General features: G+C 71.2%; 18 protein-coding genes. 11 read left to right on the top strand and 7 right to left on the bottom strand.

Annotated features, from left to right (window positions below; genetic code table 11):
• Positions 1-36: 36 nt before the first annotated feature.
• Positions 37-636, bottom strand: a complete 600-nt coding sequence (locus tag NOO62_RS14530; protein ID WP_268771315.1) for a LysE family translocator — start codon at positions 634-636, stop codon at positions 37-39.
• 29 nt (positions 637-665) lie between these two features.
• On the opposite strand from NOO62_RS14530, the gene NOO62_RS14525 reads away from it, so the two are divergent.
• On the top strand, positions 666-2,219 hold the full coding sequence (locus tag NOO62_RS14525; RefSeq protein WP_268771314.1) for a PLP-dependent aminotransferase family protein: 1,554 nt from the start codon (positions 666-668) through the stop codon (positions 2,217-2,219).
• Positions 2,220-2,235: 16 nt separating this feature from the next.
• Here the strand turns inward: NOO62_RS14525 and NOO62_RS14520 are convergent, their stop codons facing one another.
• Positions 2,236-3,279, bottom strand: coding sequence for a LacI family DNA-binding transcriptional regulator (locus tag NOO62_RS14520; protein ID WP_268771313.1), 1,044 nt, complete (start codon positions 3,277-3,279; stop codon positions 2,236-2,238).
• Between the two features lie 203 nt (positions 3,280-3,482).
• Between NOO62_RS14520 and NOO62_RS14515 the strand changes: the two genes are divergently transcribed.
• The 3 genes from NOO62_RS14515 to NOO62_RS14505 are packed head-to-tail and all read left to right on the top strand — an operon-like array spanning position 3,483 to position 6,624.
• Positions 3,483-4,634: a Gfo/Idh/MocA family protein gene (locus NOO62_RS14515; RefSeq protein ID WP_268771312.1), complete on the top strand. Its 1,152-nt coding sequence runs from the start codon at positions 3,483-3,485 to the stop codon at positions 4,632-4,634.
• An 8-nt stretch (positions 4,635-4,642) separates the two neighbouring features.
• The gene (locus NOO62_RS14510) at positions 4,643-5,791 is read left to right on the top strand and encodes a dihydrodipicolinate synthase family protein (RefSeq protein WP_414930989.1); all 1,149 of its coding nucleotides are present in this window, start codon (positions 4,643-4,645) and stop codon (positions 5,789-5,791) included.
• The gene (locus NOO62_RS14505; RefSeq protein ID WP_268771311.1) at positions 5,788-6,624 is read left to right on the top strand and encodes a sugar phosphate isomerase/epimerase family protein; all 837 of its coding nucleotides are present in this window, start codon (positions 5,788-5,790) and stop codon (positions 6,622-6,624) included. Before NOO62_RS14510 ends, NOO62_RS14505 begins: the two co-directional genes overlap by 4 nt.
• Before the next feature lie 18 nt (positions 6,625-6,642).
• On the opposite strand, the gene NOO62_RS14500 is transcribed toward NOO62_RS14505, so the two are convergent.
• The gene (locus NOO62_RS14500; protein WP_268771310.1) at positions 6,643-7,179 is read right to left on the bottom strand and encodes a DUF937 domain-containing protein; all 537 of its coding nucleotides are present in this window, start codon (positions 7,177-7,179) and stop codon (positions 6,643-6,645) included.
• A 363-nt stretch (positions 7,180-7,542) separates the two neighbouring features.
• Between NOO62_RS14500 and NOO62_RS14495 the strand changes: the two genes are divergently transcribed.
• Complete coding sequence (locus NOO62_RS14495) at positions 7,543-9,789, top strand: ATP-dependent RecD-like DNA helicase (protein ID WP_268775619.1); 2,247 nt, start codon at positions 7,543-7,545, stop codon at positions 9,787-9,789.
• A gap of 181 nt (positions 9,790-9,970) precedes the next feature.
• Entirely contained in the window at positions 9,971-11,269 is a 1,299-nt protein-coding gene (locus tag NOO62_RS14490; RefSeq protein ID WP_190415400.1) for a citrate synthase, read from the top strand.
• Positions 11,270-11,722: 453 nt separating this feature from the next.
• Here NOO62_RS14490 and NOO62_RS14485 read toward each other — a convergent pair whose 3' ends face one another.
• From NOO62_RS14485 to NOO62_RS14470, 4 genes are all read right to left on the bottom strand, one after another.
• Complete coding sequence (locus tag NOO62_RS14485; protein WP_268771309.1) at positions 11,723-13,996, bottom strand: heavy metal translocating P-type ATPase; 2,274 nt, start codon at positions 13,994-13,996, stop codon at positions 11,723-11,725.
• Positions 13,997-14,115: 119 nt separating this feature from the next.
• Positions 14,116-14,364: a heavy-metal-associated domain-containing protein gene (locus NOO62_RS14480; protein WP_268771308.1), complete on the bottom strand. Its 249-nt coding sequence runs from the start codon at positions 14,362-14,364 to the stop codon at positions 14,116-14,118.
• A gap of 145 nt (positions 14,365-14,509) precedes the next feature.
• Positions 14,510-14,707 (bottom strand): MerR family transcriptional regulator, encoded by a 198-nt coding sequence (locus tag NOO62_RS14475; protein ID WP_150168108.1) that lies wholly within the window; start codon positions 14,705-14,707, stop codon positions 14,510-14,512.
• A 292-nt stretch (positions 14,708-14,999) separates the two neighbouring features.
• Positions 15,000-15,899 (bottom strand): sugar phosphate isomerase/epimerase family protein, encoded by a 900-nt coding sequence (locus NOO62_RS14470; protein ID WP_268771307.1) that lies wholly within the window; start codon positions 15,897-15,899, stop codon positions 15,000-15,002.
• 137 nt (positions 15,900-16,036) lie between these two features.
• Here NOO62_RS14470 and iolC point away from each other — a divergent pair, with 137 nt between their 5' ends.
• The 5 genes from iolC to mmsA all read left to right on the top strand — a co-directional run bounded on the left by iolC (position 16,037) and on the right by mmsA (position 22,247).
• Entirely contained in the window at positions 16,037-17,008 is a 972-nt protein-coding gene (iolC, locus tag NOO62_RS14465; RefSeq protein WP_268771306.1) for a 5-dehydro-2-deoxygluconokinase, read from the top strand.
• A 101-nt stretch (positions 17,009-17,109) separates the two neighbouring features.
• Complete coding sequence (locus NOO62_RS14460; RefSeq protein ID WP_414930822.1) at positions 17,110-17,988, top strand: deoxyribose-phosphate aldolase; 879 nt, start codon at positions 17,110-17,112, stop codon at positions 17,986-17,988.
• Between the two features lie 52 nt (positions 17,989-18,040).
• A complete protein-coding gene (gene iolB, locus NOO62_RS14455; protein WP_268771305.1) occupies positions 18,041-18,853 on the top strand; it encodes a 5-deoxy-glucuronate isomerase in 813 nt (270 codons plus the stop codon).
• On the top strand, positions 18,850-20,718 hold the full coding sequence (gene iolD, locus NOO62_RS14450) for a 3D-(3,5/4)-trihydroxycyclohexane-1,2-dione acylhydrolase (decyclizing) (RefSeq protein WP_268771304.1): 1,869 nt from the start codon (positions 18,850-18,852) through the stop codon (positions 20,716-20,718). Before iolB ends, iolD begins: the two co-directional genes overlap by 4 nt.
• 17 nt (positions 20,719-20,735) lie before the next feature.
• The gene (gene mmsA / locus NOO62_RS14445; protein ID WP_268771303.1) at positions 20,736-22,247 is read left to right on the top strand and encodes a CoA-acylating methylmalonate-semialdehyde dehydrogenase; all 1,512 of its coding nucleotides are present in this window, start codon (positions 20,736-20,738) and stop codon (positions 22,245-22,247) included.
• Positions 22,248-22,276 lie beyond the last annotated feature (29 nt).

The following is a 22,276-nucleotide window of genomic DNA, read 5'->3' as shown; positions in this document are numbered from 1 at the left end:
GGATTACCCTTGACTGAGTCAACGGTAGCCCTGTCGTCAGAGGAAAGCCAGACGCGCTCCCAGCGCCGCGAACGCCACCGCGAAGGTGCGGCGCATCCAGGCCACCACGCGCGGGCGTGAGATGACGTGGTGGCGCATGGCCGCCGCGAACCGGCCGTACGCCACGAAGACCACGAACGTGATCAGCATGAAGTAGGCGCTCAGCTCCGTCATGCGCAGGAAGGCGTAGGGCTCGTCGGTGCTCACGAACTGCGGCAGGAACGCGAAGAAGAACAGCGTCAGCTTCGGGTTGAGGATGTTGATCAGTACGCCCGTCAGGATCGTGCGGCCCGCCGACCGCGGCTCGCTCTCCCGCTCCGCGGTGAGCTCGCTCTTGTCCCGCCAGGTGCTCCACGCCATGTACAGCAGGTAGGCCACGCCCAGGTACTTGAGCGTCCGGAAGGCGACGGCGCTGGTGTTCAGGAGCGCCGCGAGCCCCGTGATCGCGGCCACCATGTGCGGGACGACGCCCAGCGTGCAGCCCACGGCGGCGGTCACCGCGGCGCGGGTGCCGCGCGAGAGGCCGGCCGCGATCGTGAACAGGACGCCGGTGCCGGGCGTCACGCAGACGACGAGGGAGGTGAGGAGGAATTCCATGCCCCCGACACTGGCGCCACAATGGCTCCATGAACAGGTCCATTGGATCTCCTTCCCACAGGTCCATAACGACCGCGCGGACTGTGCCCGTACGGGGAGGCGGAGTCTCCGACTTCCTCCAGCTCGACACGGGTGACGCCCCCAGGGGCGGTCTCGCCGACTGGCTCGCGGGAGAGGTCAGGCACGCCATCGCCGACGGCCGCCTCCCCGTCGGCGGCAGACTCCCCGCCACCCGTACGCTCGCCGCCGACCTGCGCGTCTCCCGCGGCGTCGTCACGGAGGCCTACCGGCGGCTCACCGAGGACGGCCATGTCGCGGGGCGCGGGCGGGGCGGAACGGTCGTCGTGGCCGTACCGCGCACGCCGGTTCCCGTACCGCATACGCCGGGTCCCGCGCCGAACGCGCCAACTCCCGCGTGTACAGCGGCTGGTAAGGGTCGCGCAGCTCTCTTCACGGTCCCGCCCGACGACCTCGGCGTCTTCGACGCCATCCGCGCCGCGCCCGCCCGCATCGACCTCTCGCCCGGCCTGCCCGACCTCGCCGCCTTCCCGCGAGCGGCCTGGCTGCGCGCCGAACGCTCCGTGCTGGCCGGGCTCATCCCGTCGGACTTCGGGTACGGGGATCCGCGTGGCACCCCGGTCCTGCGCACCGCCGTCGCCCACTGGCTCTCCCGGAACCGCGGAATCCGCGCGGACCCGGACGACGTGATGATCGTGAACGGTACGGCCCAGGCGTTGCGGCTCCTCGTCGACGTACTGCACGCCGACGGGGTCCGCGAGGTGGCGGTCGAGGAGCCGGGGTCGCTCGGGGTACGGCAGCACCTGCGGCCGCTCGGCACGCCGCCCGTACCGGTCGACGCCCACGGCATCCGCGTCGACGCACTGCGCGCCACCGGGGCACGCGCCGTACTGCTCACCCCCGCCCACCAGTTCCCCACCGGCGTCGTCCTCGGCGGCGAACGCCGCCGCGAGCTGATGGAGTGGGTCCACGACGGCGGCCTCGTCATCGAGGACGACTACGACGCCGAACACCGCTACGACCGGCCCGCGGTCCCCGCCCTGCGCGCACTGCTCCCGGAACACGTCTGCTACGCGGGCAGCGTCTCCAAGCTCCTCGCGCCGGCCCTGCGCCTGGGCTGGCTGCTCGCCCCGCCCGCGTACCGGGACGCGCTCCTCGACGCCAAACGCCTCACCGACCTCGGCACGGCGGCGCTGCCCCAACTGGTCCTGGCCCACCTCATGGACTCCGGCGACCTGGAACGCCACCTCCGCCTGATCCGCAGGCACCACCGCAGGCGCAGGGACGCCATGATCGCGGCGATCGGGGCGGACCTGCCGACGGCGGTCGTGCACGGCGCGGCGGCGGGCCTGCACCTGACCATCACCTTCCAGAGGGGCGCGTACGAAGGCTCCGACGCCACCCTCGCCACCGCCGCGCTCGGACAGGGTGTCAAGGTGCATCCCCTGTCCTGGCACACGCAACTCCCGCACGCCCGGGGCCTGGTCCTCGGCTACGCGGCGAGCACACCCACGGAGATCGCCGAGGGGGTGGCGGTGCTCGGGCGCCTGGTGCGCGAGGGGTGAGGCGAGGGGGCCGTCGCTACCGAGGCCCCGCCGTGGACCCCCGCACCATCAACTCCCCGTGCACCGTCGCCACACCCCCGGGCGGCGGCTTCTCCTTGCTCATCGCGATGCGGCCCGCCCGGGCGCCCGCCTCGTGGAGAGGCAGCCGCACCGTCGTGAGCGCGGGCACCGCGTCGATGCTGAACGGCAGGTCGTCGAAGCCCGCCACCGACACGTCGTCCGGGATGCGCAGGCCCTTGTCGCGCAGGGCCGCGCACGCGCCGAGCGCCACCGTGTCGTTGGCGGCGACGACGGCCGTCAGGTCGGGGGCGCGGCGCAGGAGTTCGTCCGTGGCGTCGTAGCCGGAGCGGCGGTCGTAGGGGCCGTGGACCGTCAGCGCGGGGTCGTCCGGGACGCCGCGGGTGGCGAGTGCGGCGCGGTGGCCCTCCAGTCGGTGGCGGGTGGTCGTGCGCTCCTCGGGGCCCGCGATGTAGCCGATGCGGCGGTGGCCGAGGCGCAGCAGGTGGTCCGTCAGCCGCTGCCCGCCGCCGCGGTTGTCGAAGGTGAGCGCCACCGCGTCGGTGTCGGGCGACGGCGGCCTGCCGCAGAGCACCACGCGCGTGCCCGCCTCCGTGAGGCGCCGCAGCTTCCCGGCGATCGCGTCGGCGTGCTCGGCGTTCTCGATCGCGCCGCCGGTGAGGATCACCGCGGCGGCGCGTTGGCGCTGAAGGAGCGTGAGGTAGGTGAGTTCGCGTTCCGGGGAGCCGCCCGTGTTGCAGACGACGGCCATCCGCTCGCCGCCCGCGCGTCCGCCGGGGCCGCCGATCTCGGACTGCACGGCGCCCGCCATGATCCCGAAGAAGGGGTCGGCGATGTCGTTGACGAGGATGCCGACCAGGTCGGAGGTGGCGGCGGCGAGCGCGCTCGCGGGACCGTTGAGGACGTAGTCGAGCTCGTCGACGGCGCGCAGGACCCGTTCGCGGGTGGCGGCCGCCACCGGGTAGTTGCCGTTCAGCACGCGGGAGACGGTGGCGGGAGAGACCTGCGCGCGGGCCGCCACGTCCGCCAGGGTCACGCTCACGTCGTCGTCCTCGCGCGGGCCGCCACGTCCGCAAGGGTCACGGTCATCTCATCGTCCTCCGGTCACCCGTTTGTCCCGCCCGGTCACCGCTCTCGACCGAAGCCCTTGTCCGAACCTTGTGCGGCAGGCTAGCTTGCCTCCAGGTAGAAAGCGCTTGCTACGCGATCGAGAGCGCTTGCTACGCATCTACGGAGGGGACTTTCGTGACACGTAAGACGGTGCGCATCGCCATGAACGGCGTCACCGGACGCATGGGCCACCACCAGCATCTGGTCCGCTCGATCCTCGCCCTCCGTGCACAAGGAGGCCTCGATCTGGACGACGGCACCGTGCTGTGGCCCGAGCCCGTCCTCGTCGGCCGCAGGGAGCACGCGCTGCGCGCCCTCGCGGCTCAGCACGGCCTGGAGGAGTACTCCACCGACCTCGACGCGGTCCTCGCCGACCCGTCCGTCGACATCTACTTCGACGCGCAGGTCACCTCCGCGCGCGAGGACGCACTCAAGCGCGCCATCGCCGCGGGCAAGCACATCTACACCGAGAAGCCGAGCGCCACCGGGCTCGAGGCCGCGCTCGGCCTGGCACGCCTCGCCGAGGCCGCGGGCATCAAGCACGGGGTCGTACAGGACAAGCTCTTTCTGCCGGGCCTGCGCAAACTGAAGCGGCTGATCGACGGCGGCTTCTTCGGGCGGATCCTGTCGGTGCGCGGCGAGTTCGGCTACTGGGTCTTCGAGGGCGACTGGCAGCCCGCCCAGCGCCCGTCCTGGAACTACCGGAGCGAGGACGGCGGCGGCATCGTCGTCGACATGTTCCCGCACTGGGAGTACGTCCTGCACGAGCTGTTCGGCCGCGTGCGCAGCGTCCAGGCGCTCACCGCCACGCACGTCCCGCAGCGCTGGGACGAGCGCGACAAGCCCTACGACGCCACCGCCGACGACGCCGCGTACGGCATCTTCGAGCTGGACGGCGGCGCCGTCGCGCAGATCAACTCGTCCTGGACGGTGCGCGTCAACCGCGACGAGCTCGTGGAGTTCCAGGTCGACGGGACCGAGGGGTCCGCCGTCGCGGGCCTGCGCAACTGCCGGGTGCAGCACCGCGGTACGACGCCGAAGCCGGTCTGGAACCCGGACCTGCCCGCCGCCCACTCCTTCCGCGACCAGTGGCAGGAGGTGCCCGACAACGGCGACTTCGACAACGGCTTCAAGGCACAGTGGGAGCTCTTCCTCAAGCACGTCTACGCGGACGGCCCCTACCGCTGGGACCTCCTCGCGGGCGCACGCGGCGTGCAGCTCGCCGAACTGGGGCTCAAGTCGTCCGCCGAGGGACGGCGCATCGACGTACCGGAGATCGCGCTGTGACCACCCTCCTGCTCCCCGTCGTGGGCGGCGGCACGCGCGCGTACACACCGCGCGCCGAACCGCCGCCCACGACCGCCGATGGCCCCCCGCTCACCTCGCGCACCGTCTTCTCCGCCGCGCACGTCGTCGCCGACCCGTTCGCCGACGTGTCACCGGACGGCCCCGCCGCCGTCGACTGGGACGCCACCCTCGCCTTCCGCCGCCACCTCTGGTCGCACGGCCTGGGCGTCGCCGAGGCCATGGACACCGCCCAGCGGGGCATGGGCCTGGACTGGGCGGGAGCGGCCGAGCTGATCCGCCGGTCGAGCGCCGAGGCGAAGGCCGTCGGGGGGCGCATCGCCTGCGGCGTCGGCACCGACCAACTCGCGGGCCCGGCAACCCTGCCGCAGGTCAGGAACGCCTACGAGGAGCAGCTCGCCCTCGTCGACGCGGCGGGCGCCCAGCCGATCCTCATGGCCTCCCGGGCCCTGGCCGCCGCGGCCACGTCGCCGGACGACTACGTGGAGACGTACGGCCATCTCCTGCGCCAGGCCTCCGAACCCGTGATCCTGCACTGGCTGGGCCCCATGTTCGACCCCGCCCTGGAGGGCTACTGGGGCGCCGCCGACCTGGACGCGGCCACCGACACCTTCCTGGAGGTGATCGGAGCCCACCCCGACAAGGTCGACGGCATCAAGGTCTCCCTCCTGGACGCCGACCGCGAGATCGCCCTGCGCCGCCGCCTCCCCGAGGGCGTGCGCTGCTACACCGGCGACGACTTCAACTACCCCGAACTGATCGCCGGGGACGACCACGGCTTCAGCCACGCCCTGCTCGGCATCTTCGACCCGCTGGGCCCCCTCGCCGCGGAGGCCGTGCGAGCCCTGGACACGGGGGACGTGAAGCGCTTCCGCGCCCTCCTCGACCCCACCGTCGAGCTCTCCCGGCACCTCTTCCGAACCCCGACCCGCTACTACAAGACCGGCGTCGTCCTGCTCGCCTGGCTGGCCGGGCACCAGACGCACTTCACGATGGTCGGCGGCCTGCAGTCGGCCCGCTCGCTGCCCCACCTGGCCCGCGCCTACGAACTGGCCGACGCACTCGGCCTGTTCCCCGACCCGGGCCTCGCCGCCGACCGTATGCGATCCCTGCTCACCGTCCACGGAGTGCCCCAATGAGCGAGCCGGTGCCGTCGTCGCGGCTGAGCATCAACCAGGAGACCATCAAGCAGTGGTCCCTGCCCGAACTCGCCGAGGGCTGCGCCAAGGAGGGCATCGGAGCCGTCGGCCTGTGGCGCGCACCCGTCCAGGAGTACGGGGTCGAGCGCACCGCCCGCCTCATGCGGGACACCGGGCTCACGGTGACGAGCCTGTGCAGGGGCGGCTTCCTCACGGACATCGAGGGGGCGCCACGCACGCGTGCCCTCGACGACAACCGCGCGGCGGTCGACGAGGCGGCGGCGCTCGGCACGGACACCCTGGTCCTGGTCTCGGGCGGCCTCCCGGCCGGCAGCAAGGACCTGGCGGGGGCGCGCGAGCGCATCGCGGACGCGCTGGCCGTCCTCGGGCCCTACGCCGAGGAGCGGGGCGTGCGCCTCGCCATCGAGCCGCTCCACCCGATGTTCGCCTCGGACCGCTGCGTCGTCTCCACCCTCGGCCAGGCACTCGACCTCGCGGAACGCTTCCCCGCGCGCCAGGTCGGCGTCGTCGTGGACACCTACCACGTGTGGTGGGACGACCAGGCGCCCGCGCAGATCGCGAGGGCGGGCCGCGACGGCCGTCTGCACGCCTTCCAACTCGCGGACTGGATCACGCCGTTGCCCGCGGGCGTGCTCCTGGGGCGCGGGCAATTGGGGGACGGCAGCGTCGACTTCAGGGCCTTCCGTGCGGCCGTCGACGCCGCCGGGTACCGCGGCGCGATCGAGGTGGAGATCTTCAACGAGGAGCTGTGGGCGCGGGACGGGGGCGAGGTGTTGAGGGAGACGGCCGAACGGTTCCGCACGCACGCGTAGGGCCCAAGGTCCGCCTGTCTACTTCCTGCCGCCCAGGATCTGGCCGAGGAGGTCGCCGAGCCCGCCGCCGGAGGAGGCCGCCGACCCGTTCGGTGCACCACCGGGTCCCTTGGTCCGCGCCGCCCTCTTGGAGACCACCGCGAGCACGACGGGGATCAGCATCTCGATCACGCGGGTGACCTGCGGCGCGGGGATGCCGGTCTTCTTGGAGACCGCGTTCGCCACCGGCCTGCTCATCTTGGCGAGCATGCCGGCCATCATCCCGCCCCCGGCGAGGCCGCCGAGGCCGCCGAGGGTGGCCACCCCTTGCAGGGTCGGATCGGCGGGCCCGACCTCGCTGAAGGCCTGCCGTACCTCGTCGGCCTCCGCGGGGTCGGCGGCGCGGCCCTGGATGTCGCCGGAGAGCGCGGACACGGTCGTGCCCACGACGTCCTGCGCGCCGGACGCGTCCGTGCCGAGCACACCCGCGATCTCCTGGAGCCGGTCGTCGCCGAGCTCGTCGAGGACGTCCTGCTCGAAGGACCGGGACTCGGAGGCCTGGGAATCATCGCTCATGCGACAAACGCTACGTCTGCCCCGCTTTGTCAGCACCTGGAGCCGGGCAAAAAAAATTGGCAACACGGTGCAACCCTCCGGGCACGACGCGTGTCGTATATGGCGTCAGGGCTTATGAGGGGGGAACCAGGATCTGGGGGGATCCGGGGGATCCGGGGGGATCGCGAGTTCTGACAGGGGAGGGAAAACCCGAGGGGGTCTGGCTGGGAGGCCAGGCCCCTTCGAAGTTCTCCGGCCGCCGCCGTCCGCGGCGCGCATTTGTCCACAGGCCGCCGCCGTCCGCGGCGCGCAAGTTGTCCACAGGCTCACCGCGCTGTCGGTGCGGGGCGGTAGCGTCGGATCATGTCGAGTCCAGCTGCGGCGATGGCGGTGCTCGAGGGGGTCCTCGAACGCATCACGTACGCCAACGAAGAGACGGGTTACACGGTCGCGCGCGTAGACACGGGCCGCGGCTCCGGTGACCTGCTCACCGTCGTCGGCGCGCTGCTCGGCGCGCAGGCGGGCGAATCGCTGCGCATGCACGGCCGCTGGGGCTCCCACCCGCAGTACGGAAAACAGTTCACGGTCGAGAACTACACGACGGTGCTGCCCGCCACCATCCAGGGCATCCGCCGCTATCTCGGCTCCGGCCTCATCAAGGGCATCGGCCCCGTCATGGCCGACCGCATCACCACCCACTTCGGCGTCGACACCCTCGACATCATCGAGACCGCGCCCAAGCGCCTCGTCGAAGTGCCCGGGCTCGGACCCAAGCGGACGAAGATGATCGCCGCCGCCTGGGAGGAGCAGAAGGCCATCAAGGAAGTCATGGTCTTCCTCCAGGGGGTCGGCGTCTCCACCTCCATCGCCGTGCGTATTTACAAGAAGTACGCGGACGCGTCGATCTCCGTGGTGAAGAACGAGCCCTATCGCCTCGCCGCCGACGTCTGGGGCATCGGCTTCCTCACCGCCGACCGCATCGCGCAGTCCGTCGGCATCCCGCACGACAGTCCCGAGCGCGTCAAAGCCGGTCTCCAGTACGCCCTTTCGCAATCCACCGACCAGGGAAACTGCTATCTCCCGGAGGAGCGCCTCATCGCGGACGCGGTGAAGCTGCTCCAGGTCGACACGGGCCTGGTCATCGACTGCCTCGCCGAACTCGCGGGGGAGGAGGAGGGCGTCGTCCGCGAGGCGCTGCCCGATCCGGACGGGGGCGACGACATCACCGCCGTCTACCTCGTCCCCTTCCACCGTGCCGAACTGTCCCTCGCCGGGCAGCTGTCGCGGCTCCTGAAGACCGGCGACGACCGCATGCCCGCCTTCCAGGACGTCGCCTGGGACAAGGCGCTCGCCTGGCTCGCGGCCCGCACCGGCGCCGAGCTCGCGCCCGAACAGAAGGAGGCGGTCAGGCTCGCCCTGACGCAGAAGGTCGCCGTCCTCACCGGCGGACCCGGCTGCGGCAAGTCCTTCACGGTCCGCTCCGTCGTCGAGCTGGCTCGCGCGAAGAAGGCGAAGGTCGTCCTCGCCGCCCCGACCGGTCGCGCCGCCAAGCGCCTCGCCGAGCTCACCGGAGCCGAGGCCTCCACCGTGCACCGGCTGCTCGAACTGAGACCCGGGGGAGACGCGGCGTACGACAAGGAGCGGCCGCTCGACGCCGATCTGGTCGTCGTCGACGAGGCGTCGATGCTCGACCTGCTGCTCGCCAACAAGCTGGTGAAGGCCGTCCCGCCCGGCGCCCACCTGCTCTTCGTCGGCGACGTCGACCAGCTGCCCAGCGTCGGTGCCGGAGAAGTGCTGCGGGACATGCTCAGCGACGAGAGCCCGATCCCCGCCGTCCGCCTCACCCGCATCTTCCGGCAGGCCCAGGAGTCGGGCGTCGTCACCAACGCCCACCGCATCAACTCCGGTGTCCCGCCCATCACCCAGGGCATGAAGGACTTCTTCCTCTTCGTCGAGGAGGAGACCGAGGACGCGGGCCGCGTGACGGTGGACGTCGCCGCGCACCGCATCCCCAAGAAGTTCGGTCTCGACCCGCGGCGCGACGTGCAGGTCCTCGCGCCCATGCACCGCGGCCCCGCCGGCGCGGGGAACCTCAACGGCCTCCTCCAGCAGGCCATCACGCCCGCCAGACCCGACCTGCCCGAGAAGCGGTTCGGCGGCCGGGTGTTCCGCGTGGGCGACAAGGTCACCCAAATCCGTAACAACTATGAGAAAGGACAGAACGGCGTCTTCAACGGCACGGTTGGCGTCGTCACCGCGCTCGACACCGACGAGCAGCGGCTCACCGTCCGCACGGACGAGGACGAGGAAGTGCCGTACGACTTCGACGAACTGGACGAGCTGGCACATGCCTACGCGGTGACGATCCACCGCTCCCAGGGCAGTGAATATCCGGCGGTGGTGATCCCGGTCACCACCGGCGCCTGGATGATGCTGCAGCGCAATCTGCTCTACACCGCCGTGACACGCGCCAAGAGGCTGGTCGTCCTGGTCGGTTCGCGCAAGGCTCTGGGGCAGGCAGTGCGCACGGTCTCCGCGGGCAGGCGCTGCACGGCCCTGGACTTCCGGCTTTCCGGGCTTCCCGGGCGCCGCGGAGCAGGCCCTGGATATTTTGATCGATCAAACGAGTAGGAAACCTCACACAGGACTTCCGGAACCGGGGCGAAGGGGGCAGGATGAGCAGGTTGGCGGCACTGAGTGCCGCCAATAGGCCCAATGGTCGACCCCGAGTGCACTCTCCAGGGCCAAATGGGGGATGGTAGAGACAGTCAGGGCACCTCGAAGAAGAGGCACAACGTCGGTGAGGGATGACGTGAGCGAGAACGCTAACAACGGTGTAGTACTGCGGTACGGCGATGACGAGTACACCTACCCGGTGATCGAGTCGACCGTCGGCGACAAGGGCTTCGACATCGGGAAGCTCCGCGCCCAGACCGGTCTGGTGACCCTGGACAGCGGCTACGGCAACACCGCCGCCTATAAATCCGCCATCACCTATCTCGACGGTGAACAGGGCATCCTCCGGTACCGCGGCTACCCGATCGAGCAGCTGGCCGAGCGCTCCACCTTCACCGAGGTGGCGTACCTCCTGATCAACGGCGAGCTGCCGAAGGTCGACGAGCTGGCCACCTTCAAGAACGAGATCACGCAGCACACCCTGCTGCACGAGGACGTCAAGCGGTTCTACGACGGCTTCCCGCGTGACGCCCACCCGATGGCGATGCTGTCGTCCGTGGTCAGCGCGCTGTCGACGTTCTACCAGGACAGCCACAACCCGTTCGACGAGAAGCAGCGTCACCTTTCGACGATCCGCCTTCTCGCCAAGCTTCCGACGATCGCGGCGTACGCGTACAAGAAGTCGCAGGGCCACCCGGTCGTCTACCCGCGCAACGACCTCGGCTACGTCGAGAACTTCCTGCGCATGACGTTCTCGGTGCCCGCCGCCGAGTACGAGCTGGACCCGGTCGTGGTCAACGCGCTCGACAAGCTCCTGATCCTGCACGCGGACCACGAGCAGAACTGTTCGACGTCCACCGTGCGTCTGGTCGGCTCCTCGCAGGCGAACATGTTCGCCTCGATCTCCGCCGGCATCTCGGCCCTGTGGGGCCCGCTGCACGGCGGCGCCAACCAGTCGGTCCTGGAGATGCTCGAAGGCATCCAGGCGTCCGGCGGCGACGTCGACACCTTCATCCGCAAGGTGAAGAACAAGGAAGACGGCGTGAAGCTCATGGGCTTCGGGCACCGCGTCTACAAGAACTTCGACCCCCGGGCGAAGATCATCAAGGCGGCGGCGCACGACGTCCTCTCGGCGCTCGGCAAGTCCGACGAGCTGCTGGACATCGCCCTGAAGCTGGAGGAGCACGCGCTGGCCGACGACTACTTCGTCGAGCGCAAGCTCTACCCGAACGTCGACTTCTACACGGGCCTCATCTACCGCGCGATGGGCTTCCCGACCGAGATGTTCACGGTCCTGTTCGCCCTCGGCCGCCTGCCGGGCTGGATCGCCCAGTGGCACGAGATGATCAAGGAGCCGGGTTCGCGCATCGGCCGCCCGCGCCAGATCTACACGGGTGAGGTCCTCCGCGACTTCGTCCCCGTCGAGGGCCGCTGACCTTCCCGGTCGCACCTCGGCAACGCTCCGCAGAGCGGAAAGCGCCCCGCCGCCGATCCCCCCACGGGTCGACGGTCGGGGCGCTTCCCTTTTTCCCGGTGCGGATTCCCCCCACGGGATCCGGCCGGGCGTCTGTGGCGGCCCTGCGGTCTGCCGGGACGCGTACGTACGGGAGGGCCGCTCAAAGCTCCCCGGTGCACGTGCCCCGGCAACGCAATATCCAGGAACATCCCCCAAGATGTCCCTCGATGTCGGAAGACGTCCCCCAAGACATCTTCCTGCATCGCCCCATTAGACTCGCGACCCCCCTCAATGGTTACGTTGCAAACACTGTGATCTGCGTCTCTTGCATATGTCCAGTACATGCGCAAGATCCCCGATATGTGGATCTCGGGAAAGGGGTGTGGGTGCTGAAACGACCTTGTGAAGACGGTATGTGAGCGCCCGCGATCGTTATCTGAACGTACTCAGACGAAGACTGTTGGTGACCACGAAGACCGAGGAGAAGGCCATCGCGGCCCCCGCGATCATCGGATTGAGGAGACCGGCGGCGGCGAGCGGCAGTGCGGCGACGTTGTAGCCGAAGGCCCAGAAGAGATTGCCCTTGATGGTGGCGAGGGTCTTCCGGGAGAGCCTGATGGCGTCGGCCGCGACCCGCAAGTCCCCGCGCACCAATGTCAGGTCGCTCGCCTCGATCGCCGCGTCCGTGCCGGTGCCCATCGCGAGCCCCAGATCGGCGGTGGCGAGCGCGGCCGCGTCGTTCACGCCGTCCCCGACCATCGCCACGACCTTGCCCTCGCCCTGCAACCGCCGTACGACGTCGACCTTGTCCTGCGGCAGGACCTCCGCGAACACCGCGTCCGGCGCGATGCCCACCGCGTCGGCGACCGTCCGCGCGACGGCCTCGTTGTCGCCCGTGAGCAGCACCGGCGTCATACCGAGCGCCCGCAGCTCCCGCACCGCGTCCGCGCTGGTCTCCTTCAGGGCGTCCGCGACAGCCAGGACGCCGCGTGCGGCGCCGTCCCAGGCGACCAGGACAGCCGTGCGCCCGGCGGCCTCCGCGTCGTCCCGCAGCTTGGCCACGGTCTCCAGATCCGTCACCCCGGCCTCCGCGAGGAGCCGCTCGCGGCCCGCCAGCACCTCGTGCCCGTCCACCGTGCCGCGCACTCCCGCCCCGGCGACGTTCTCGAACCGCTCCGGCGTGGGAAGCTCCCCGGCGTCGATGCCGAGGCGCGCGGCGGCGCCCGCCGTGACGGCGCGGGCCACCGGGTGCTCGGAGGCGTGTTCCAGGGCGCCCGCGAGGCGGAGCAGGAGCAGCTCCTGGGTGTCCCCGGCGACGTGGACGTCCGTCAGCTCCATGCGGCCCGTCGTCACCGTCCCCGTCTTGTCCAGGACGACGGTGTCGACGCGACGCGTGGACTCCAGGACCTCCGGGCCCTTGATGAGGATGCCGAGTTGGGCGCCCCGGCCGGTGCCGACCATCAGGGCGGTCGGCGTGGCGAGGCCGAGCGCGCAGGGGCAGGCGATGATCAGGACGGCGACGGCTGCGGTGAACGCGGCGGTCGCGTCGCCCGTGGCGCCCAGCCAGCCGCCGAGCGTACCGACCGCGATGAGCAGCACCACCGGCACGAAGACGCCGGCGATCCGGTCGGCGAGACGCTGCACCTGCGCCTTGCCGGTCTGCGCGTCCTCGACGAGCCGCGCCATCCGGGCGAGTCGGGTGTCCGAGCCGACCCGGGTCGCCCGCACGACGAGGCGCCCGGAGACGTTCACGGTGCCCCCGGTCACGGCGGCTCCGGCGCCCACGTCGACCGGCACGGACTCGCCGGTCAGCATCGAGGCGTCGACGGCGGATGCGCCCTCCTCGACGGTGCCGTCGGTCGCGACGGTCTCCCCGGGACGTACGACGAACCGGTCCCCCACCACCAGTCGGCCCACCGGCACGCGCTGCTCGGTGCCGTCCCGCAGGACCGCCACGTCCTTGGCCCCCAGTTCGAGCAGCGCGCGCAGCGCCGAGCCCGCCTTCCGCTTGGAGCGGGCCTCCAGCCAGCGGCCGAGCAGGATGAACGTGACGACGCCCGCGGCGACTTCGAGGTAGATGGTCGAGGCGCCGTCGCCCGGCGAGGCCGTGAAGTCGAAGCCGTGCCGCATCCCCGGCATGCCCGCGTCCCCGACGAACAGCGCCCACAGTGACCAGCCGAACGCGGCGAGCGTGCCGACGGAGACGAGCGTGTCCATGGTCGCGGCGCCGTGCCGCAGGTTGGTGAACGCGGCACGGTGGAACGGCAGACCGCCCCACACGACCACCGGCGCGGCCAGCGTCAGCGAGAGCCACTGCCAGAAGTCGAACTGCAGCGCGGGGACCATCGCGAGCAGCACGACGGGCAGCGAGAGGACCGCCGAGACGATCAGGCGCTGCCGCAGGGTGTCCGGCTCGGTGATGTCGGCGGTGGTGGGGGCCGGGCCGCCGCCGGGAGGGCCGTCGAGGGGCTCCGGCGGGGGCGGCACGATCTCCTCGGCCGTGTAGCCCAGCTTCTCGACCAGCGCGATCAGTTGGGCGACCTCGACCGCCGTGCCGTCCTCGGTCTCGCCGAACGAGACCTTCGCCTTCTCCGTGGCGAGGTTGACCGTGGCGGTCACGCCCTCCATGCGGTTCAGCTTCTTCTCGATGCGCGAGGAGCAGGAGGCACAGGTCATCCCGCCGACGGCGAGTTCGACTTCGGTCATGGCTCTTCCGTACTGCTTCCGGGGTCGTGGGACGGCTGCGGGCCCTGCGGTGTCGGTGTCGACACCACAGGGCCCGGGTACCCGGCCGGCCGCCGTTCGTGCGGCGCGGCCCGGGAGGGTCAGGCCTTGACGCCGACGAGCTCGTAGCCCGCCTCGTCGACGGCGGCGCGGACCGCGGCCTCGTCCAGCGGGGCCTCGGAGACCACGGTGACCAGGCCCGTGGCGGCGACGGCCTTGACGGAGGTGACGCCCGCGATCTCCGAGATCTCCTCGGACACCGCACCCTCGCAGTGCCCGCAGGTCATGCCCGTCACTTCGTACACGGTCGTCTCGGATGCGGCCTGCGGGAGCTCGGTCTGGGCGCTCATGTCGTTCTCCTCGGGGGTGTGTACGTATGCGGCGTAGCGTGCTTGAGGGGGCCCGGGAACCCCGGCGACCTCCTGACGCACTTGAGACTATACCCCTAGGGGGTATGACTTCAACGTGGTGGGGCCGCGCGGCGCGGTCGCGGCGTCAGCCTCTGCGTCCCCGGTTGCCGGGCCGCGCCGCCACCCAGGCGCGCACGGTGTCCGCGTACCAGTAGGGCTTGCCGCCCTCCACGTGGTCGGGGTCGGGCAGCAGCCCGTGCTTGCGGTACGAGCGGACCGTGTCGGGCTGCACACGGATGTGCGCGGCGATCTCCTTGTACGACCAAAGCCTGCGGTCGGTCATCAGTGGTACCTCCCTGCGTGCACCCAGGGCGGCCGGAGAGGCCGACGGGGGAGCTGGGTGCGGCGCGTGGCGATCACTCAGCCTGTGCCCGGTGAACGACGCAGAGTGACCACTGAGGGGCGACTGTCGTACTCCTGTGACGCAAGACCCGCGAACGTGAGACATGTGTGACAGGACAGGATTGTTTGTGACAGAAGCGACGCATGCGGTGAGTCCATGCGGTGAGTCCATGCGGTGAGTCCATGCGGTGAGTCCATGCGGTGAGTCCACGCAGGGCCCCACGCAGGGGGTCCTACGCGCCGCACGACCTCAGGAACGAGCGGGTGCGGCGGGCGATCGGCAGCGGCTTGCCGGGGTCGCACGGGTACATGTCCTGCTCCACGATGGCGAAGAGCTCGACCCCCAGCTTCTGCGCCGCGGTCAGAACGGGCTCCAGGGCCGGCACCCCGCCGGGCGGCTCGCACATCACACCGCGCGCCACCGCGGGCCCGAACGGCACCTCGTCGGCCCGCACCTCGGCGAGGACCGCCGGGTCGACCTGCTTGAGGTGCAGATAGCCGATGCGTTCGCCGTACGTCTCGATGAGCTTGACGCTGTCGCCGCCGCAGTACGCGTAGTGCCCGGTGTCCAGGCAGAGCGAGACGAGGTCCGGGTCGGTGGCGTCGAGGAAACGGGTGACGTTCTCCTCGCTGTCGATGTGCGTGTCCGCGTGCGGGTGGACCACGACGCGCAGGCCGTAGCGCTCGCGGACCTCGTGGGCCAGGCGCTCGGTCTGGGTGGTCAGTTCGCGCCATTGTGCGGGCGTGAGGACGCGGTCCTCCAGGACGTCGCCGGTCTTGTCGTCCCGCCAGAAGGACGGGATGACGACGAGGTGCCCGGCGCCCATGGCCTGCGCGAGCGCCGCGTTGTCCGCCACGTGCTCCCACGTCTTCTCCCAGACGGCGGGCCCGTGGTGCAGCCCCGTGAAGACCGTGCCCGCGGACACCTTGAGGCCGCGACGGGCCGTCTCGGCGGTCAGTTCGGCGGGGTCGGTGGGCAGGTAGCCGTACGGTCCGAGCTCGATCCACTCGTACCCGGACTCCGCGACCTCGTCGAGGAAGCGGCGCCACGGGACCTGCCGCGGGTCCTCGGGAAACCACACGCCCCACGAGTCGGGCGCCGAACCGATCCGAATACGAGACAGCGTCGTCATGCCAGCCAGCGTCCAGGCCGCCTCGGAAGAGTGTCAAGCAGTGGTCCGAATGTAAGGACAAAATGTTGACAGGGTTCCGGGGGCGGGATTAGACCTGGGGGCACACGATCGTCGGGTCCGGCGAAGGGACGCACAGGGTGAGTGATCCGTACGACGTCGTCACGATGGGGCGGATCGGGGTGGACCTGTACCCGTTGCAGAGCGGGGTGCCCCTCGCCGAGGTGACCGCGTTCGGGAAGTTCCTCGGCGGCTCGGCCAGCAACGTCGCGGTCGCCGCGGCCCGTCTCGGCCGCCGCGTCGCCGTCATCACCCGTACCGGCGCGGACCCCTTCGGGGAGTACCTGCACAGCGCGCTGCGGGACTTCGGCGTCGACGACCGCTGGGTGACCCCGGTCGAGGGCCTGCCGACACCGGTGACGTTCTGCGAGATCTTCCCACCGGACGACTTCCCGCTGTACTTCTACCGGCTGCCGAAGGCGCCCGACCTGGAGATCCACGAGGACGAGCTCGACCTCGACGCGGTCGCCGCGGCGCGGATCTTCTGGATGACGGGCACGGGGCTGTGCGCGGAGCCCAGCCGCACGGCGACGCTGGCGGCGCTCGCGCACCGGGCTCGGAACGGGACCACCGTCTTCGACCTGGACTGGCGACCCATGTTCTGGAAAAGCACAGCCTGGGGTGACCCCGGTGAGGCGCGGCCCCATTACGAGGCGGCGCTCGCGCACGCCACCGTCGCCGTCGGCAACCTCGACGAGGTGGAGATCGCGACGGGGGTACGCGAACCGCTGGCGGCGGCAGGGGCGTTGCTCGACGCGGGCGTCGAGCTGGCCGTCGTGAAACAGGGACCCGAGGGAGTGCTCGCCATGAACCGGGCGGGGGAGGCGGCGCAGGTCCCGCCCCTGCCGGTCAAGGTCCTCAACGGGCTAGGCGCGGGTGACGCGTTCGGCGGGGCGCTCTGCCACGGGCTGCTCGCGGGCTGGGACCTCGAACGGATCATGCGGTACGCGAACGCGGCGGGGGCGATCGTGGCTTCGCGGCTGGAGTGCTCGTCCGCCATGCCGTTTCCTGGCGAGGTCGCCTCGGCGGTGGAGTCGGGGGCCGTCACGTGAGCGTGCACGCCCGAGGTGGGCACCGTCCTCGGGGCTCCGGCCCGGACCTCGCTGCTCGAACGCCGGAGGGGCTGAATCTGTCGCCGAAGGGACTGAACCCAGTGGACGTCGGCGCCCTCAGCCGGACCCGTGCCCGGCATCCCGAAGCCATCGCCGAAGCCGCCGCCCGGCGCGTGCGGCGGGAGTTGCTCGGGGACAGCGGGCGGCTCATGATCGTCGCCGCTGATCATCCCGCCCGGGGCTCCCTCGGCGTGGGGCGGGACCCGTTCGCCATGGCCAACCGGGCCGACCTCCTCGAACGGCTCTGCCTCGCGCTGTCGCGGCCCGGCGTCGACGGCGTGCTCGCCAGCGCCGACGTCCTCGACGACCTGCTGCTCCTCGGCGCCCTCGACGGCAAGGTCGTCATGGGGTCGATGAACCGCGGCGGACTCGCGGGCGCCGCCTTCGAGCTGGACGACCGGTTCACCGGGTACCGGCCCGAGGACGTCGAGCGGCTCCGCTTCGACGCGGGCAAGCTGCTGCTGCGCGTCGACTACGAGGACCCGGGCTCGCTGCGGACCCTGCACTCCACCGCCCGCGTCGTCGACGGCATGGCCGAGCGCGGGCTGCCCGTCTTCGTCGAGCCGTTCCTGACCGCACGCGACGGGTCGGGCGGCCCGCCCCGCAACGACCTGAGCGCCGCGGCCGTCACCCGTTCCATCGCCATCGCCTCCGGGCTCGCCGGCACCTCCGCGTACACCTGGCTGAAGGTCCCCGTCACCGAGAACCCCGACGACATGGCCCGCGTCATGGAGACCTCGACGCTCCCCGCCGTCCTGCTGGGCGGCGACACCGGAGGCGACCAGGAGGCGGCGTACGAGAAGTGGCGCGGCGCCCTGCAACTTCCCACCGTGCAGGGGCTCGTCGTGGGCAGGGCACTGCTGTACCCGCCCGACGGGGACGTGGCGGGGGCGGTCGACACGGCCGTAGGACTGTTGTAGGCGAGCGCAGGACTGTTGCACCGGCGATGCGGACAGGCCCGGGAGGCCCCACATGACGTACGTACCGAAAGGGAGTGCGGCCGACGGTCCGTACGCCCTCGCCATCGATCCGAAACGGGCCGGTTGGAGCTACGCGCAACTGCGCGTCGTCGAGCTCGAACCGGGCGGTACCCACTCCTTCACCACCGGAGAGAGTGAATGGATCGTGCTCCCGCTGACCGGCGGCTGTACGGTGCAGACAGCAGACGGGATCATCGAACTGCTGGGCCGCGACAGCGTGTTCAGCGGAGTCTCCGACTTCGCTTACGTGCCGCGCGACGCCCGGATCCAGATCGCCTCCGGCGCGGGAGGCCGCTTCGCCCTGGCAGGAGCGAAGTGCGAGCGTCGACTCCCCGCCCGCTACGGCTCCGCGCCGGAGGTACCAGTCGAGAACCGCGGCAGCGGCGGCTGCGCACGCGAGGTGCGCAACTTCGCGTCCGCGGACGCCTTCGAGTGCGACCGGCTCATCGCCGTCGAGGTGATCACTCCCGGCGGCAACTGGTCCTCGTACCCGCCGCACAAGCACGACGAGCACCGCCCGGGCATCGAGGCGGAGCTGGAGGAGATCTACTACTTCGAGATCGAGGCGCACGGCGACCGCGAGGGCTTCGGCTACCAGCGGGTCTTCCCGTCGAGGGAGGGCGGCACCGACGTCCTCGCCGAGGTCCGTACGGGGGACGCCGTGCTGGTGCCCGACGGCTGGCACGGCCCGTCCGTCGCGCAGCCCGGCCACGCGATGTACTACCTGAACGTGATGGCAGGACCCGGCCAGGAGCGGGAGTGGCGGATCTGCTTCCACCCCGACCACACGGAGGGATACCGATGACCCGGCTCACCACGGCCCAGGCCCTGGTCCGTTTCCTCGCGCGGCAGTACACCGAGCGGGACGGCACGCGGCAGCGGCTCATCGGCGCGACCTGGGGCATCTTCGGACACGGCAACGTGGCCGGGGTCGGACAGGCCCTCGTGGAGTACGCCGATGAGATGCCCTTCCACCAGGGGCGCAACGAACAGGCCATGGTGCACGCCGCCGTCGGGTACGCCCGGCAGTGCGGCCGCCTCTCCACCCACGCCGTGACCACCTCCATCGGCCCCGGCGCCACCAACCTCGTCACCGGCGCCGCGCTCGCCACCGTCAACCGGCTGCCCGTCCTCCTGCTCCCCGGCGACATCTTCGCCGCCAGGCCCGCCGACCCCGTCCTCCAGCAGCTCGAAGACCCGTACGCCGGTGACGTGTCGGTCAACGACTGCCTGCGCCCCGTCTCGAAGTACTTCGACCGCGTGACCCGCCCCGAGGCGCTGATCCCCGCCGCGCTCGCCGCGATGCGCGTCCTCACCGACCCCGCGGAGACCGGCGCCGTCACGCTCGCCCTGCCGCAGGACGTGCAGGCGGAGGCGTACGACTGGCCGGAGGAGTTCTTCGCCGAACGGACGTGGACCGTACGCAGGCCCGCCCCCGACCCGCGCGAACTGGCCGCCGCCGGGGCCGCCGTGCGCGCGGCCCGGCGCCCCCTGATCGTCGCGGGCGGCGGCGTCCACCACAGCGCCGCCGAGGACGCGCTGCGGGAGTTCGTGGACGCGACCCGCATCCCCGTCGCCTCCACCCAGGCGGGCAAGGGCTCGCTGCGCCACGACCACCCGGCGGACGTCGGAGGCATCGGGCACACCGGCACGGCGACCGCCGACGAACTGGCCCGCACCGCCGACCTCGTGATCGGCGTCGGCACCCGCTACAGCGACTTCACCACCGCGTCCGGCACGCTCTTCGAAGCGGCGGACGTGCGCTTCCTGAACCTGAACATCGCGCCCTTCGACGGCCACAAGATGGCGGGCGCCACGCTGATCGCCGACGCGCGTGCGGGGCTCGAAGCGCTCACGGAGGCGCTGCGGGGTCACGCGGTCGAGCCCGCGTACGTCGCCGAATACGGGGACGGGAAGGAGCGGTGGGAGCGGCGCGTCGAGGCGGCGTTCCGGGCGGATGAGGCGGACGTGCGCCCCACCCAGGCGCAGGTCGTGGGCCTCCTCGACGAGGTGGTGACGGACGAGGACGTCGTGATCAACGCCGCCGGTTCGCTCCCCGGCGACCTGCACAAACTGTGGCGGGCACGGTCGCCGCGGCAGTACCACGTCGAGTACGGCTACTCCTGCATGGGATACGAGATCCCGGCGGCCATCGGCGTCGCCCTCGCCGCACCCGAGCGGCCCGTGTGGGCGCTGGTCGGCGACGGCACGTACCTGATGAACCCGACGGAGCTCGTCACCGCCGTCCAGGAGAACCTGCCCATCAAGGTCGTCATCCTCCAGAACCACGGCTACGCCTCCATCGGCGGCCTCTCCGAGTCCGTGGGCGGCGAGCGATTCGGCACCGCGTACCGCTTCCGGGCGGCCGACGGGTCGTACACCGAGGGCCCGCTGCCCGTCGATCTCGCCGCGAACGCGGCCTCGCTCGGCATGCGGGTGCTGCGCGCCGAAAGCGTCCGCGACCTGCGCGCGGCGCTGCGCGAGGCGCGCGACGCAGACCGTCCCACATGTGTCTATGTGGAGACGGAAACGGCAGACACAGTGTCGGGCCCGCCCCCGGCACAGGCGTGGTGGGATGTGCCCGTGGCCGAGACGGCGACCCGGGTGTCCGCGGTCAAGGCCAGGGAAGAGTACGACCGGCACGTCACTGCCCGACGCCGCCACCTGTGAGAAGAGGGATGCTTGTCATGACGAAGACCGTGAACCACTGGATCGGTGGAAAGTCCGTCGAACAGGCTGCGGGCGCGTCCGGTACGTACGGTTCGGTCACCGACCCGGCGACCGGCGCCGCCACGACGCGGGTCGCCTTCGCATCCGTCGACGAGGTGGACGCGGCCGTAGCCGCCGCCCGCGAGGCCTTCGCGACCTGGGGCAAGTCGTCGCTCGCCAAGCGCACCGCGATCCTCTTCAAGTTCCGCGCGCTGCTCGACGCCAACCGCGACGCGATCGCCGAGGCGATCGTCGCCGAGCACGGCAAGGTGCACTCGGACGCGCTCGGCGAGGTCGCCCGCGGCCTGGAGATCGTCGATCTGGCGTGCGGCATCACGGTGCAGCTGAAGGGCGAGCTGTCGACGGAGGTGGCGTCGCGCGTGGACGTGTCGTCCATCCGCCAGCCGCTGGGCGTCGTCGCCGGCATCACGCCGTTCAACTTCCCCGCCATGGTGCCGATGTGGATGTTCCCGCTGGCCATCGCCTGCGGCAACACGTTCGTGCTCAAGCCGAGCGAGAAGGACCCGTCCGCGTCGATGAAGATCGCGGAGCTGCTGAGCGAGGCGGGCCTGCCGGACGGCGTCTTCAACGTCGTGCACGGTGACAAGGTGGCCGTGGACCGCCTTCTTGAGCACCCGGACGTCGCGGCCGTCTCCTTCGTCGGCTCCACCCCCATCGCCCGCTACATCCACACCACCGCCTCCGCCAACGGCAAGCGCGTGCAGGCTCTCGGCGGCGCCAAGAACCACATGCTGGTCCTGCCGGACGCCGACCTCGACGCGGCCGCCGACGCCGCAGTCTCCGCGGCCTACGGCTCGGCGGGCGAGCGCTGCATGGCCATCTCGGCGGTCGTCGCCGTCGGTTCGGTCGCCGACGAGCTGGTCGGCAAGATCAAGGAGCGCGCCGAGAAGATCAAGATCGGCCCCGGCAACGACCCGACCTCGGAGATGGGCCCGCTCATCACGGCCGCCCACCGCGACAAGGTCGCCTCGTACGTGACGGGCGCGGCGGCCGAGGGCTGCGAGGTCGTCCTCGACGGCACGGGCTACACGGTCGAGGGCCATGAGGACGGCCACTGGATCGGCCTCTCGCTGCTCGACCGCGTGCCGACCACCGCGAAGGCGTACCAGGACGAGATCTTCGGCCCGGTCCTGTGCGTGCTGCGCGTCGACACGTACGAGGAGGGCGTGGCCCTCATGAACGCCTCGCCGTTCGGCAACGGCACCGCGATCTTCACCCGGGACGGCGGCGCGGCCCGCCGCTTCCAGCTGGAGATCGAGGCGGGCATGGTCGGCGTGAACGTGCCGATCCCGGTGCCGGTGGGCTACCACTCCTTCGGGGGCTGGAAGGACTCGCTCTTCGGCGACCACCACATCTACGGCAACGACGGCACGCACTTCTACACCCGCGGCAAGGTCGTGACCACGCGCTGGCCCGACCCGTCGGACGCGCCGTCCGGCGTTGACCTCGGGTTCCCGCGCAACCACTGAGCCACCTCATTGAGCCATCTCATTGACCC

This window comes from Streptomyces sp. Je 1-369, assembly GCF_026810505.1.
In the GTDB taxonomy this organism is placed as follows: Bacteria; Actinomycetota; Actinomycetes; order Streptomycetales; family Streptomycetaceae; genus Streptomyces.
The sequence above is the reverse complement of the archived record's forward strand: the minus strand, read 5'-3'. Positions and strand labels throughout refer to the sequence as shown.